Source organism: Pedobacter sp. (assembly GCF_045628745.1).
Taxonomy (GTDB): Bacteria; Bacteroidota; Bacteroidia; order Sphingobacteriales; family Sphingobacteriaceae; genus Pedobacter.
Window position 1 is genome coordinate 1 of record NZ_JAZQPU010000283.1, and the last position, 14,888, is coordinate 14,888.

A 14,888-nucleotide genomic window follows, 5' to 3' on the forward strand; every position below is an offset into this window, starting at 1 on the left:
CCAACATTATAAAATAATGGAATGCCCACTATAAAACCTGTTAAAGACATGGCCCAGGTTACGTACTTATAGCCGAATGTCTTTCTTAATACTGAAGCTATTTTTTGAGCGGCACCACTAGAAGCGACGAGTTTTCCGAGCATCGCTCCCAAAACGATGATGACTGCCAGAGATCCCAAGGTATCTCCTAATCCTTTATTAACAGTTTGCGGAATACTAGCGGCGGGCATACCTAACAATAAAGCTGCCATTACAGATACGATTAAAAATGCGAGAAAAGTATTAACCTTCGCCCAAGCAATTAATAATACAAGTATGGCTATACAGCCAAAAAGAATCAGTACATCCATGTTTCTACTTTAATGGGAGTCTCTCGTTACTGTAGAACCTGAACCGCCTACTAAAAAGTCCAAATCAGCACCTTTATCTGCCTGCTGAACATGTTTGATATATAAGTTTACATAGCCACGTGTTGCAAGAGGAGCTGCTTGTACCCAATTGCTTCGCCTCACGGCTAACTCTTCATCACTCACTTCAAGGTGGATACGTTTATTGGCTACATCCAGCTCAATGATGTCTCCGTTTTCTACAAGAGCTAAATTTCCACCAATAGCAGACTCTGGCGATACGTGCAGTATAACTGTACCATATGCCGTACCACTCATCCTGCCATCCGATATCCTTACCATATCTGTTACGCCCTTGTCAAGTAGCTTTTTTGGTAAGGTCATATTACCCACCTCAGGCATACCTGGATAGCCGACAGGACCAACTGTTTTCAAGACCATTACACAAGTTTCATCGATATCCAAATCAGGGTCATCTACTCTCGCGTGGTAATCCTCAATGTCTTTAAACACCACTGCCCTACCTCTATGCTGCATCAAACTTGGCGTAGCTGCCGATGGCTTTATAACCGCCCCGTTAATTGCAAGATTACCTTTTAATACGGTAATTCCGGCTTCTTGAATCAGCGGCTGCTCAAAGTCATAAATAACTTCCTTATTATAATTTATTCCTGTACCAGCAATATTCTCGGCATGCGTTTTCCCGCTTACCGTGATGGTATCCATTTTTAAAACAGATTGCATTTGTTTTAAAACAGTAGGTACACCACCAGCATAGTAAAAATCCTCCATCAAAAATTTACCTGAAGGCATAAGATTTACAAGAAGAGGCATTTTACTGCCAATATCATCAAAATCTTCTAAGTTTAGCGCTACACCCATACGCCCTGCGATTGCGGTGAGGTGAATAATAAAGTTTGAGGATCCTCCTACTGCAGCATTTACCTTAATTGCATTTTCAAAAGCATCCCGTGTTAGTATTTTAGAAATTTTCAAGTCTTCTTTAACCATTTCAACTATTCTCCTTCCGGATAGCTGAGCCAGCCTTTTCCGTCGGGAATCAACAGCAGGTATAGCCGCGCCACCGGAAAGGCTCATGCCTAATGCCTCTACCATACAAGCCATAGTGGAAGCCGTTCCCATTGTCATACAGTGGCCCGGACTACGAGACATACAACTTTCTACTTCTGCATATTCATCATAGGTAATTTGGCCTTTCTTAAATTCCTCTGTCAGCTTCCATAAACTTGTTCCTGAGCCTATGTCATGTCCGTGATATTTTCCGTTTAACATTGGTCCGCCAGGAACCACAATCGTTGGTAAATCTACACTTGCCGCTCCCATCAGCGTAGAAGGCGTAGTTTTATCGCAGCCCGTAAGTAGTACTACACCATCAATAGGATTGCCTCTTATTGATTCCTCTGCATCCATACTGGCGAGATTACGGAACAACATGGCGGTGGGTTTTAAGAGCGTTTCACCCAATGACATGATGGGAAATTCTAGCGGAAAGCCACCAGCCTCCAATACCCCACGACGAACACTTTCTGCAATATCACGCAGGTGGGCGTTGCAAGGTGTAAGTTCAGACCATGTATTACAAATCCCTATTACCGGTCTGCCGTCAAACATGTCTTCGGGCATGCCCTGGTTTTTCATCCAACTGCGATAGATGAGGCCCATTTTATCTTTTTTCCCAAACCAGGTCGAACTTCTATATGATTTCATATTTAGATTTACTATTTTACTTGATTGCTTCCTTATTGATATTGCCGTTTACTAGTCGCCAGATATTTAACGGGTTTGCGTTTTTTAATTCATTTGGCAATAGTAGATCCGGCATATTCTGGTAACATACTGGCCGCGTAAACCTGTCAATTGCAGCTGTGCCTACGGATGTTGTTCTTTGGTCTGTTGTAGCGGGGAATGGCCCTCCATGAACCATAGCGCTACAAACTTCAACTCCTGTAGGGAATCCATTTATGAGTAACCTGCCTACTTTTTGTTCTAAAATATCGAGTAAATCTTTATACTCAACCAAATCGCTATCGGTTCCGTGTACTGTAGCGGTTAAATGCCCGCTTAGATTCTTTGCTATTTCAAGGATATCCTTTTTAGAGTTTGCTTCTACGACCACGCTGGTTGGCCCAAAAAGTTCTTCAGACAAATCAGGATGAATTTTTAATAGATCACTTGTTACTTTGAATAAAACCGGGGATGCAATAGTTGAATTTGCCGTGTAACTGCCTTTTGCCAGTGTTTTGACTCCAGACATTTCGCTACGTTTTTCAACGCCTGCCGTGTATGATTGATGGATATCGCCAGTAAGCATTACGCCTCCCAAAGTTTGTCCAAATTCTTCTTCAAGCTTCTGGATAAAACCAGGTGCAGCATCAGCACTTTCATAAATAAGCATGCCTGGATTAGTGCAGAACTGGCCTACCCCTAGCGTTACTGAGCTAGAAAACTCATTAGCTAACGACTGGGATTTTTCTAATAAAGCCTGTGGAAGTATAAACACTGGGTTAGTGCTACCCATTTCAGCATAAACTGGAATAGGTGTTTCTCGGCGCACAGCCATATCGTATATGGCCTTACCTGCACCAAATGAACCTGTAAAGGCAACAGCCTTTATGTCTGGGTGCTTAACTAGCTGAGCCCCTAAAACAGGACCATCGCCAAAAAGAAGCGAAAAAACACCGTCAGGCATTTCAGTTGAAATAGCGGCTTTATTGATGGCCTTACCTATGAGCGAACTGGTTGCAGGATGTGCAGGATGTGCCTTTACGATGATACAGCAACCCGCTGCCAGTGCAGATACACTGTCGCCTCCAGCTACAGAAAATGCAAGTGGAAAATTACTCGCTCCAAAAACGACTACCGGTCCTAGTGGTATTTGCATGAAGCGAATATCCGGTTTAGGTAGCGGCACGCGTGCTGGGTTGGCTATCTCAATTCGTGCATCTAGCCAGGATCCTTCTTTCAATAAATCAGCAAATAACTTTAACTGGCCCACAGTTCGTCCTCTTTCACCTTCTATACGGCCTTTCGGTAGTCCGGATTCGGTGCTGCATATATTTACCAACTCATCTCCAAGGCCCATAATTTCATCGGCAATGGCTTCTAAAAATGCGGCTTTTTTTACACCGGATATTTTGCGGTAAATCTGAAATGCAGCTGTTGCCTTTTCAACAGCCCTGTTAACTTCAGTTATTGTAGCTACAGAAAAACTAGCTATTTTTTCGCCGGTGGACCTGCTCATTGAACTAATCGTTTCACTTGCTTCGGCAGAGGTTTCGAAACCTATAATTTGTTTACCAATGTTGATCATGCTACGATATTTATAAGTGAACCAATCTCTGAGATGGTAATTTTTACAATGTCTCCACTGTGTAAAGTGAAATCATCGGTGGGGATAATTCCTGTACCTGTCATTAAATATGTTCCATGAGGGAAATCTAATTCCCGAAACAAGTAAGCCACTAACTCCTTGTGCTTACGTTTCATTTGATTAATAGATATTTTCTCCTTAAAAAGGACGTCAGCATCTCTGGATATTTCGATGCTAATATTGGTATCTGGATCTATTGGGCCGTCTGCAACTAATAGGCAAGGACCTAAAGCGGTAGCCCCATTGTATGATTTTGCCTGCGGTAGATAAAGCGGATTTTCGCCCTCGATGTCCCTCGAAGATACATCATTACCTATGGTGTAACCTTCTATAGTGCCTTCTGAGCAAATAAATAACGTCAATTCTGGTTCAGGTACGTTCCATTTTGAATCTGCCCTGATCCGTATGTTTCCTCCAGAACCCACTGTACGGTAAGGTGGTGACTTAAAAAAAAGTTCTGGCCGATCTGCCTCGTATACTCTAGCATAAAAATCCCCACCTTTTGCTTCTTTAGATTCCTCTATTCTGGCTTCTCTACTACGAAAATAAGTTACGCCAGATGCCCATACTTCTTGACTACCTATAGGCGTTAAAACAGCTGAATTGGTGAGCTCTTGTAAATCTTCGTTAGGTTGGAGCTGTTGCAACTCACTACTGACCACTTTATAGAGGTTGCTCCTGTTTACAAACAGATCCCAGCTTTTTTCTTCTGTTAAGAAATATTGGTTATTGTGGTTTATAATTATCCCGCTAGAGGTGTTATAAATTCTCATCATATTTGGTTTAGTTTCTGGACCGAAAATTAGGTTTGAACTTTATTTATTATCCAGGCGGTAAAATCTAAAGGCAAATAAGTCCTTTTACAACACATTTACAGCATAATGTTAATATAATACAATAAAATGCTTCAATACTAAAATTATGGGTTTGCATTGCCTAATTTGATTAGGAAGTTGAAAATTATTAACTAATATTCTTTGGATTTGAGCTTACCTCAAGCAACTCATCTGGCAATAGCTTAGAATAAACGACCAATAAAAGGCAACTTAAAACTTGCTGCTAGATAAATTTTTTCTCTTCAGTTTTAAGATAATTGTATCTGTAGTCCATTGGATTTTTTTTCGTAAGGGCTTTAAATTGATGATAGAAGTGAGAAATATTGTTGTAGCCACAGGCATAGCCTACCTCAGTCATATTAAATTCCTCTTCTAATAACAATCTGCATGCATTTCCAATTCTCACTTCCAATAAAAACTGGATATATGTTTTCTTGGTTTTGGATTTAAAGTACCTGCAAAAAGAGTGCTTTCCCATGTTAATTAATGCAGCCACATCTTCTAGCGCTACTTTTTTGTGGTAATTATTAAATGTGTATTCGAATATGGTGTTAATGCGGTTTTGATCGATGCTATTCACTTCTGGATTAAAGCCGTTGGATGATATAATTTCATATTCTTTCGAAGCAGCTATTATTTCTAAAGCGGATAATAAATGGATCAACTTACGAGCAGGCGATTCGTTGAGCATTTCCTCCGCTATTTTGCCAACCTTTCGTCTAGTTGCTCCTTTTAAACGCAAACCCAGCTTGCTTGTGTTCAGCATTTTAACAATTGGGCTAATTTCAGGGAGATTTAAAAATGCATCGCCCCAGATGTTATTTTGAAAAAGAATCACGATTGTTTCTCCAACTTCTTCGGTATTGCTTTCTAGATATTTTTGTTCACACCGGAAAGTATGTGGCAGGTTTGATCCAAATAAAAACACATCACCATCTTTAAAAGGACCAACGTGGTCGCCAATCAGGCAGGTACCGTAGGTTCTTTTAACAACTAATAACTCGCACTCGGGGTGATAATGCCAGGCACTTAATATCGCATGCCCTATATCTTTATGGATATTAAAGGAATGCTCCGGGTTCGGAGTAGCCTTTTTTAACGTAGCTTTCATGTTTATAATTGGTTAATTACAAATATGAATTTAGAAATTATGTACGATATATTATCCATCTAATTACTTATTGATAGTGTAAATTAAAAAAACCAGCTTTCTATTTGTGCATTAGACCGGTTCTGTTTTGAAATAATATAATATGTAGATAGATAGACCGATTTTAGATATTTCCTCACACAGCAACTAATAGCAGAAAGAAACATCTATGTTAATATGTTACAATTTTTTGCTGTAATACTGAAATTGCTTTTCATTAAAGTTGTCTTTATTTGCTTGGGTAACATAACTGTTTCAAAACCAAATATAAAGGAAATTGATGCGTCTATTCTTCGACTGTTTTTTTTCAAATAAACTATTTAGCCTAAGCATATCAGCCTTAGATTATTAGAACAGAGATTGATTAACTAACAAACCAATATCATCATATGAGATAGATTTACTTAACATTCAACCACCATACTTAGTCGCTAAACGCTGCGTATGTTCCGAACTGACAGCACCACCTCTCCTACGGTTATTTAAGCTGTTTATAACAAAAAAACTATTCTAACCAAATAATAATTATGAAAAAAAAATTACTTCCACAAGTATTTATTTGTACTGTGTTAACAGTATTCATTCTTTTCGAGTCCGCGAGCGCATCAGCTGGTGGACTAACAACCGTATTTTATAGCAAATCTTTAACAACCAGAAAGTTAAAATTAGCTCCGATAGTAATTACAGGTAAAGTTACCGATGAACAAGGAGTTGGTCTACCCGGCGTTAGCGTTCTTGAAAAAGGGACGCGGAATGCTACTATAACCAATTCATCTGGCAGTTATACGATAAATGTTACTAATACCAATGCAGTGTTGGTGTTCACTTCCATTGGCTATAATCCCGTTGAAATAACGGTAAATACAAAAACCGTTGTTAATGTTTCTATGGTGACGGGTACAAATGCTTTGAATGAGGTTATTGTAACTGCCCTCGGTATAAAGAGAGAGGCCAAAAGCCTAGGGTATTCGGCTCAAAAAGCCGACGTACAGGCATTACAAACTAACCGCACAACCAACCTTGCCAATGCGCTTGAGGGTCAAATCTCAGGATTAGACGTTTCCCCACCAGCCGCAGGGCCAGGCGGGAGTACAAAGATTCGTTTGCGTGGACAATCTTCTTTCACCGCAGACAATTCGCCGTTAATCGTAATCAATGGCTTGCCAATGTCGCAGGGCGCGAGCAGTAGTAATGGTTATACCCAAAATGTCGACCAGGGAGATAATTTGCAAGGTATTAATCAGGATGACATCGAATCGATGACTGTTCTAAAAGGATCTACCGCTGCAGCGTTGTATGGTTCGCGTGCAGTTAACGGAGCAATAATTATAACAACAAAGACGGGATCCAAAAATAGTGGAATAGGTGTTGAGTTCAACTCTAATTTTACTATAAACCAAGCGCTGGATTACACAGATTTTCAATATGAGTACGGGCAAGGTGAGAATAATATTCGTCCCTCCTCACAAGGAGCTGCGCAGAGTTCTGGTGCCTGGAGTTTCGGTGTGCCATTTGATAATGAACCAACGTTTCAATTCGACGGAGTTCAGCGTCCTTATGCGCCTGTTAAAGACCGAATAAGTACGTTCTTTAGACTTGCACCATCGTGGAGTAATACAGTTGGAATTTCTGGCGGTAATGACAAAGGAAGTTTTCGGGTGTCCCTTTCTAATCAAGACGCTCAGGGCATAGTACCAAATAACGATTTTCATAAAAAGATTTTTAACGTTGGCATTAACTATAAACTTACCGATAAATTATCTGCACAATTTTACGTTAACTATGATCACCAATTTAATAACAATCCGCCACTTATAGGCGTACAGGGAAATTCAATTCCAACATCGATTTACAGGTTGGCTAACTCTATTTCTTTTGATGTACTCGAGGCAGGCGCAATGGATGCTAACGGAAATGAAACACCTACTTCAAGGTTTGCTACCGTTACCAACCCATACTGGATATTAGCGAAACAATTTCAAAGACAAACAAAAGATCATTTGTTAGGTACTGCAGTGGTGCGTTACCAGTTTTTCGATTGGCTATATTTTCAGGGCAGGGCAAATACTGACCTATTGCAATCTACCTATGAATCAAACACTCCGACTGGTACGCTGGCTGTATCTGCAGCACCAACAGGGATGTATAACGGTAGCTATGGGATAAGTACAGCAAATACACGCCAAAATAATTTTGACTTCTTGCTGGGTGGTGGGCATAAGTGGAATGATTTTTCATTTAATGCAACGGTAGGTGGTAATAACTTTCCCTTAATCTCCTCTACATTTAATGAAGCGGTAACCAACTTTTACATAAGAGATTTATATACGATTGGCAACGGTGTTACGGCAAATTCGAGTTACAACTTGTCTAAACAAACAGTAAATTCATTGTATGGTACTGCAGAACTGTCCTACAAAAATTTATTCTACCTTAATCTTACCGGGCGTACAGACTGGTATTCAGTACTAGCTAGAGATATAGATCATTATTTCTATCCTTCAATTAGCGGAAGTTTCGTTTTTTCTGAATTACTTCAAAAAGCAAAATGGTTAAATTTTGGAAAGATTAGAGTTGCTGTCGCAGAAACGGGAAGCGCCCAAGGGGTTGGCGCCTACAATAGATTAACATTTGCGCTTGCTCAAAATTCATTCAATGGGCTTCCCTTAGGAAGTATAAACGGGACATCTTCACCAAACACCCAAATTAAGCCTTTTGGCGTAAATGAAAAAGAAATAGGTATTGAGTTACGCATGTTCAACAGTAGAGTAAATCTGGATGTAGCTGCTTACGATAAAAAAACGACTAATCAAGCCGTTCCAATAAGCCTATCTGCAGCGAGCGGATACAGCACCACGTTAGTTAACTTAGGTGGTTTGGACAATAAAGGATTAGAATTTAACTTGGAATTAATACCTTTCCAAAACAACAAATTTACCTGGAAAACGGCTTTTAATTCTGCTTTCAACTCTTCAAAAGTATTATCATTAGCTAACAACCAATCGCAACTTGTAGTGGGCAGTCCTGAGTTTTTTGGCTCTATTGTCGACGTGGTAGGTTTACCCCTTAACCAAATTGTAGGTTCAACTTACAAGCGCGATGATTCAGGAAATATAGTATTATCGGGAGGCAAACCCGTTGCAAGTGCTCAACCAGTTAATTTTGGTAGTGGCCTTCCTACAGCAACAGGCGGTTGGCTAAATACGTTGAATTACAAAGGCTTTACCTTTATTGCCCATATTGATTATAAAGCGGGTGGTAAAGTACTCTCGAGCACAAGTTTAAACTTATTAAGAGAAGGTTTATCAAAAGAGTCTTTACCTGGTCGTGATGGTGGAGTAATTTTTACTGGCGTAAACTCTACTGACGGATTACCAAATACCACCGCTGTAAATGCAGAAGATTTTTACGCAAATTATCGTTCAACGAATATCTTAGATCCATTTATTTACAGCTCTAGCTTTGTTAAATTAAGAAACCTTTCGTTGGGATACGACTTGTCTAGATTAATTAATAAAAAATATGTGAAAGGCCTGGTGCTTTCTGCGGTATGTCATAATGTATGGATCATTAAGAAATATACGCCTAACATTGATCCCGAAGCAATAGCCTCAAGCGGAGATAACCTAACAGGTTATGAGCAAGCATCGCTACCAACAACACGTACTTACGGATTTAACTTAAATGTAAAATTCTAACTCTATATACGATATGAAAAATTTAATCAGAATTATAGCCATCGCAATCTTGGTTCCATTAATTTCCAGTTGCAATAAAGAGTTTGATAAATTAAATGTTAATCCAAATAATCCAACAGAACTCGACGCGTCATTCTTGTTTACGAGTGCACAATTTGGAACGCATGGAGCGACTATGGAAACTGAGCCAACAATTGTGCAGCAATTTGTAAATCCGTTTTCCGGAATCACCTCGGCATTTAATTTTAATCAAATGAACCAAACCTACACTGTGCAAAAGTGGAATGCTGAATATACGGGGACAAATACTGGTGCCACAAGCTCTTCAGGCCCTGTTCAATTATTGGTCCAAATATTAAGCCAACTCAAAGACAATGCAGCAAGAACAAATTTATATAACGAAGCCAGAATCTGGAAAGCCTACCAATTTATGATGCTGGTTGACACTTACGGAAACGTGCCATATAGTGAAGCCGGACAAGCCTATTTATCAAATGTGCTTACCCCTAAATATGATAATCAGGCAGCGATTTACACCGACCTGATTAACGAAGTTACTGCGGCAACGGCAGCTTTAGATCCAGCAAAGGATATAGAAAAGGCTGATGTGTTTTATGGTGGCAATATCGCCCAATGGAAAAGATTGGGTTATTCCTTATTACTTCGATTAGGTATGAGATATAGTAAAATTGACCCTGCAAAAGCGCAAGCTATTGTGCAAGCTGCCGTAGCTGGTGGTGTAATGACATCAAATGCCGACAACTGTTTTCTGAAATACAATACAACTTACGTGAATCCCGTGAGCCAGTCTATTACTGCTATTGCGAATACTTATTATTTAGCGGCTCCCTTTGTAGATCAACTAAAAAATAGTGGTGATCCTCGATTGAAGTTTATATCCGGCAAATATGCAAACCCCTTAGCGGCACCTACAAGCGTACCAGATACCATATCCGCAAATCAGTTCGGACTTCCTGTAGGGTATAGCAATGCTACTTTACCAACTGCCCCGGGATTTAGAGGCAGTAACGGCTCGGGTTTTAATTATTCCCAAGTTAATTATAGTGTTTTCGGTAGTTTAACCGCTCCGCAATTTTTTATCACTTATGCTCAAACGCAATTACTATTGGCGGAGGCCGCTTTTAGAGGCTGGATAAATGGCGGTAGTACACCTGATGTGTATTATGCTAATGGTATACGTGCGGCAATGGACCAATGGACAACCTATAGCCCAGCAGCCATCATTCCTTTAGCTACGCAAAATGCATTTATTAATAATCCCGTTAACGCTTATAGAACGACAAATGCACTCAACCTTATTAATACTCAATATTGGGTGGCGTCGTGGGGCAATGGTGCCGAGGCATTTGCTAACTTCAGGAGGAGCGGTTTTCCAGCCTTATCACCCAATACCATCCCGGGACAAAATATAACTGGTGGTTTTGTTCGCCGGTTTGTTTATCCTACGCTTGAGCTTTCTGCAAATTCAACGAATTACCAGGCAGCGGTTGCAGACAATGGTGGGCCAGATAATATGGACACACGCGTTTTTTGGGATAAATAGAGAAATCCTCATTAGTTACCGATCATTTAATAAAAAAATGCCGGCGACTACTCGGAAAGCACTGAAAAAATTGCCTTTTTCATAAGCTAACTTTCGAAATCGATCCTGTAAAACAAGTTTTACAGGTTCGATTTTTTTTTAGAGGGTTTTTGGTGCCCAGTATAGGCGGTTATTTAGCATTTCAAGTAGTCCGCCAATATATGAAGGTTTATTTTTGTCCAGAAAGGTATCTGTATGGGAGCTGTTGAAATAAATAGCCTGTTCTAAAAGCCCTTCGAGATAAAGAAATTTGAATGCAGTTAAGGAATCTAGAAAATCATGGACATTCCTATCCGTACATTTCAGCTTCAGTGTCTCCTTAATTTGTCCAGCAGACAAGCTTTTTTTTTCGGCTTTAAGATGAAGAGCTGAAATTTAACAGCTGCTAGTAAAATTTTTGAAGCCCAAAATCCAGTTCCTACCTGCATGATACTTTCAAATGAGGAGTGGTCTATTTCTTTTACCATCGAAATAAAAATTGAATAGTTTTACTTTCAACAAAAGCTTATATGTTATGTTTTTATGAATAGTTAAATATAAAATAACGTAGACCTGATTCACAGCTTAATTACTCATTAAGTTTTATTACAAGATGTATGTGATAGTATTTCCCCTCTTCAATACTAGGATTCCTTAGCTTCCTGGTGAGTGACTTTTATATAAGTATTAATTGTACACTTCTTTTAGAAAATTTGAAGGGTCTTTTACAGGTAAACTAGGAATCGCCGACTTTTGAAACTTCTTGCCTCTTGAAATAAAGAAATCGAGTTGATTATGGATCGCTGTATAATATTGCAAGGCCTCTTCAATGTGATCTATTTTTGAATTTAAGGCCAATAATGTCATTTCATGACTCATATCAATAGCACCACCACTATCCAGTACTTCCTAAAAGCTTTGAACGCACCCGTAAATCTTACCTCGTTAATTTGGAATTTTCTGATAAGGTAGTAGTTAGTCCTGGCTCGAGGTAGTCTGCTGTTACAAGGTGGTGAAATGTTGACTGTGGACGTTCAAAATATAAGGAGCTTAAAAGTAAAATGCTTTAGCCTGTTTCTTTCTCAAATGCAACGTTTGTATATAGATCATCATCTGTTCAAAATTCTTAATGTGCAGATGAATATAAACATAAGAGAATAAAAGTCTTTTTAGGGTCAAGATCAAAACTTGAATGTCAATGAACACCAAACACTGCTAAATAATGCCATCGTTATTAATGATATTACTTAAGCGGTAGGCTATGCTTTTTTTATAATTCTATTTTGTAGATTACAGCTTCTTTTCCATCAAATTCTACATCTTTTTCGTATTTAAGACCTATTTTTTCAAGGACTTTTATAGAGCCAATATTTTCTTTCATTGCTCGCCCAACTATACGCTTTAATTTTAGATTTTCAAAGCCATACTGCAAACAAGCAGTTGCACTTTCTGTTGCATAGCCCTTGTTCCATTCTTCTTCAAAGAAACGAAATCCAATATCAGTTTCATTTTTAGTTTCGTCAAATTTCAATCCGCACCAACCAATAAATTTATTAGTGGTCTTCTCTACTACGGCCCACCTGCCACAACCATTCAATCTATAGTCTTGATATTTTTCAAGGAATTCCCTTGCTTCTTCTACATTCTTAAAAGCTGAATTTGCGGTATATTTTATTACATTGGGATTTGAGTTTAAATCATAAAAATTTTTTGCGTCACTTTGATTGAGCTCTCTTAAGATCAGACGATTTGTTTCTAAAATTTGTTTCATTTATAAAGGTTCGACATGATTAGTCTATATCAATAGCTAAATTACAAAAAAGCCTATGTAGATAATATTGACGAACACTATCACTTAAAAATAAGGATTGCAAACCCATAACGCGCCATTTACCCTAGTCCGCAATTAACCTTTTTTAATCTTCAGACAGGAACTGATCTTATGCCTATTTTTAATCTTTGATGTATTTCTACTTAAAACTTATTTTAAATTGAGCATGAGCTTATTGTAAATCATACTAAAGGTGTAAAAATTCACTTATGTAACCTCAATTAATAGTAGTGGTTATCATGAATTACGGAATGAGCCTATTAGAAGTTTAATGTTAAAATAGCTTTGGATCATTGATTTGATGAGCTGAAACTTTGCCGATAAGCACTAGGCGTTATCTCATTTTTAATAAGCAAGCTTATCCTTAACAAAGACGAATATGTTAAGGATAAGCTTGGTAATTCAAAGTTCCATATAACGTACTTTCGAAAATTAGTCTAAACCGTGAAGATGACTGAGCACCACAGCATCTGTTTACAAAATTAACAAGCCAAAATCTCTTAAAGTATAAATTGGTTTTGAATACCAGAACAGCTCAAAATGTTCCATAGTCAATTCAAAATCGGCTTTAATTTCTTGAAAAGTATAAACCTTGGGCCCGGCTACCGCTAATTTTTCGAGGATGGAAGAAAGCCATTCTCCTTCATTTTGGTTAGTTTGAACGGTAAAGCTTTCCTTTTTATCGTGAAAAGTTAAAATCATGGTGACGAATGAATTACCCTTTTTACTCTTTGTATAACTTGTAATTTCTGGCTTTCCTCCTAACCAAACAACTTTTGCCGTCGGTTTAGTGTTGAACTTGCTCTCTTCCCTTAAAGCACTCTTAATAAAGCCAGCAGGAATACTCACTTTAGGAATCTTAAAATCAAACCAGTCTTGCAGTTTGTAATCTAAACAAATGCCATGCATAAAATTGTACAACGACTTCTTTAAACCAAAGCTGAATTTATTATGGTCAATTCCTGTTTTATCGATATAATTGATGTCATTGTTGGCAAAAGTCCCGATGACCTCCGTTTCTTTGACCACACCAAATCTTTCTGGATAAAGGCCAACCGGGCTATGGGCAGTCATCGCAAACTGATGCCAGAAGCCTGATTGTAAAACTCCTGCTTCAAACATTTGTCGCACCATTTCCAAACTATCTACAGTCTCTTGAATAGTCTGCGTTGGATAACCATACATCAAATAAGCATGTACCAAAATCCCTGCTTCTGTTAAGTTACGGGTAACTTGTGCTACTTGTTCTACGGAAACACCTTTGTCGATTAATTTCAATAACCTGTCTGATGCGACCTCTAAACCACCAGAAACGGCGATACAGCCTGATGTTTTGAGCAACATACATAAATCCCTGGTAAAGCTTTTCTCAAATCGAATATTCGTCCACCAGCTTACAGAAATCTTACTTCTTAATATTTCTAAGGCTACTTCCCGCATCAGGGCTGGTGGTGCAGCCTCATCAACAAAATGAAAGCCGTTTTGACCTGTTTTTTCACTTAACTCCTCAATCCGGTCCACAATTAATTTAGCGGCAACGGGTTCATAAACCTTAATATAATCCAGAGAAATATCGCAAAATGTACATTTGCCCCAGTAACAGCCATGCGCCATGGTCAATTTGTTCCACCGTCCATCGCTCCACATCCTGTGCATAGGGTTTACAATTTCAATGACCGAAATGTATTGATCCAGGTGTAAGTCACTATAATCTGGCGTACCCACATCAGCCTGTTTGTAATCACTTCGTAATGCATCATTTTTATAGGTAACCTCTCCGTTTTCCAACATAAAGGTTCGTTTATACAGGTTAAAATCCCCTCCTTTGATGATGGCATCGTAGATTAATTCTATTGGTAATTCCCCATCATCCAAGCAGATATAATCGAAAAATTCGAACACCCTCGTGTCTGAAACAGAACGTAATTCAGTATTTGGGAAACCGCCACCCATTGCTATTTTAACATCAGGATAGTTTCGTTTTACATATTGCGCACACCTAAAAGCAGCGTACAAATTCCCTGGAAATGGAACTGAAATGATGAACAGCTTG

8 protein-coding genes and 1 pseudogene are annotated in these 14,888 nt (G+C 38.8%); 2 read left to right on the plus strand and 7 right to left on the minus strand.

All coding sequences use genetic code 11. The annotated features are described in order from the left end of the window. The 5 genes and pseudogenes from ACR2F7_RS10615 to ACR2F7_RS10635 form a co-directional block, all read right to left on the minus strand. Positions 1-350, minus strand: a pseudogene (locus ACR2F7_RS10615) (gluconate transporter); the annotation flags it as partial. Between the two features lie 9 nt (positions 351-359). Continuing rightward, entirely contained in the window at positions 360-2,075 is a 1,716-nt protein-coding gene (locus ACR2F7_RS10620; protein ID WP_432713542.1) for an IlvD/Edd family dehydratase, read from the minus strand. 16 nt (positions 2,076-2,091) lie between these two features. Then, entirely contained in the window at positions 2,092-3,678 is a 1,587-nt protein-coding gene (locus tag ACR2F7_RS10625) for an aldehyde dehydrogenase (NADP(+)) (RefSeq protein WP_432713543.1), read from the minus strand. Beyond that, positions 3,675-4,514 (minus strand): fumarylacetoacetate hydrolase family protein, encoded by an 840-nt coding sequence (locus tag ACR2F7_RS10630; RefSeq protein WP_432713544.1) that lies wholly within the window; start codon positions 4,512-4,514, stop codon positions 3,675-3,677. Before ACR2F7_RS10630 ends, ACR2F7_RS10625 begins: the two co-directional genes overlap by 4 nt. Before the next feature lie 283 nt (positions 4,515-4,797). After that, the gene (locus ACR2F7_RS10635; protein ID WP_432713545.1) at positions 4,798-5,685 is read right to left on the minus strand and encodes an AraC family transcriptional regulator; all 888 of its coding nucleotides are present in this window, start codon (positions 5,683-5,685) and stop codon (positions 4,798-4,800) included. Between the two features lie 566 nt (positions 5,686-6,251). Between ACR2F7_RS10635 and ACR2F7_RS10640 the strand changes: the two genes are divergently transcribed. Together ACR2F7_RS10640 and ACR2F7_RS10645 are read left to right on the plus strand one after the other, a co-directional pair. Continuing rightward, positions 6,252-9,422, plus strand: a complete 3,171-nt coding sequence (locus ACR2F7_RS10640; protein ID WP_432713546.1) for a SusC/RagA family TonB-linked outer membrane protein — start codon at positions 6,252-6,254, stop codon at positions 9,420-9,422. A gap of 13 nt (positions 9,423-9,435) precedes the next feature. Beyond that, positions 9,436-10,986, plus strand: a complete 1,551-nt coding sequence (locus tag ACR2F7_RS10645; protein ID WP_432713547.1) for a SusD/RagB family nutrient-binding outer membrane lipoprotein — start codon at positions 9,436-9,438, stop codon at positions 10,984-10,986. Positions 10,987-12,274: 1,288 nt separating this feature from the next. Here ACR2F7_RS10645 and ACR2F7_RS10650 read toward each other — a convergent pair. Then, positions 12,275-12,775: a GNAT family N-acetyltransferase gene (locus tag ACR2F7_RS10650; protein ID WP_432713548.1), complete on the minus strand. Its 501-nt coding sequence runs from the start codon at positions 12,773-12,775 to the stop codon at positions 12,275-12,277. A gap of 534 nt (positions 12,776-13,309) precedes the next feature. Beyond that, a partial coding sequence (locus ACR2F7_RS10655; protein ID WP_432713549.1) for a B12-binding domain-containing radical SAM protein occupies positions 13,310-14,888 on the minus strand: 1,579 nt, incomplete at its 5' end.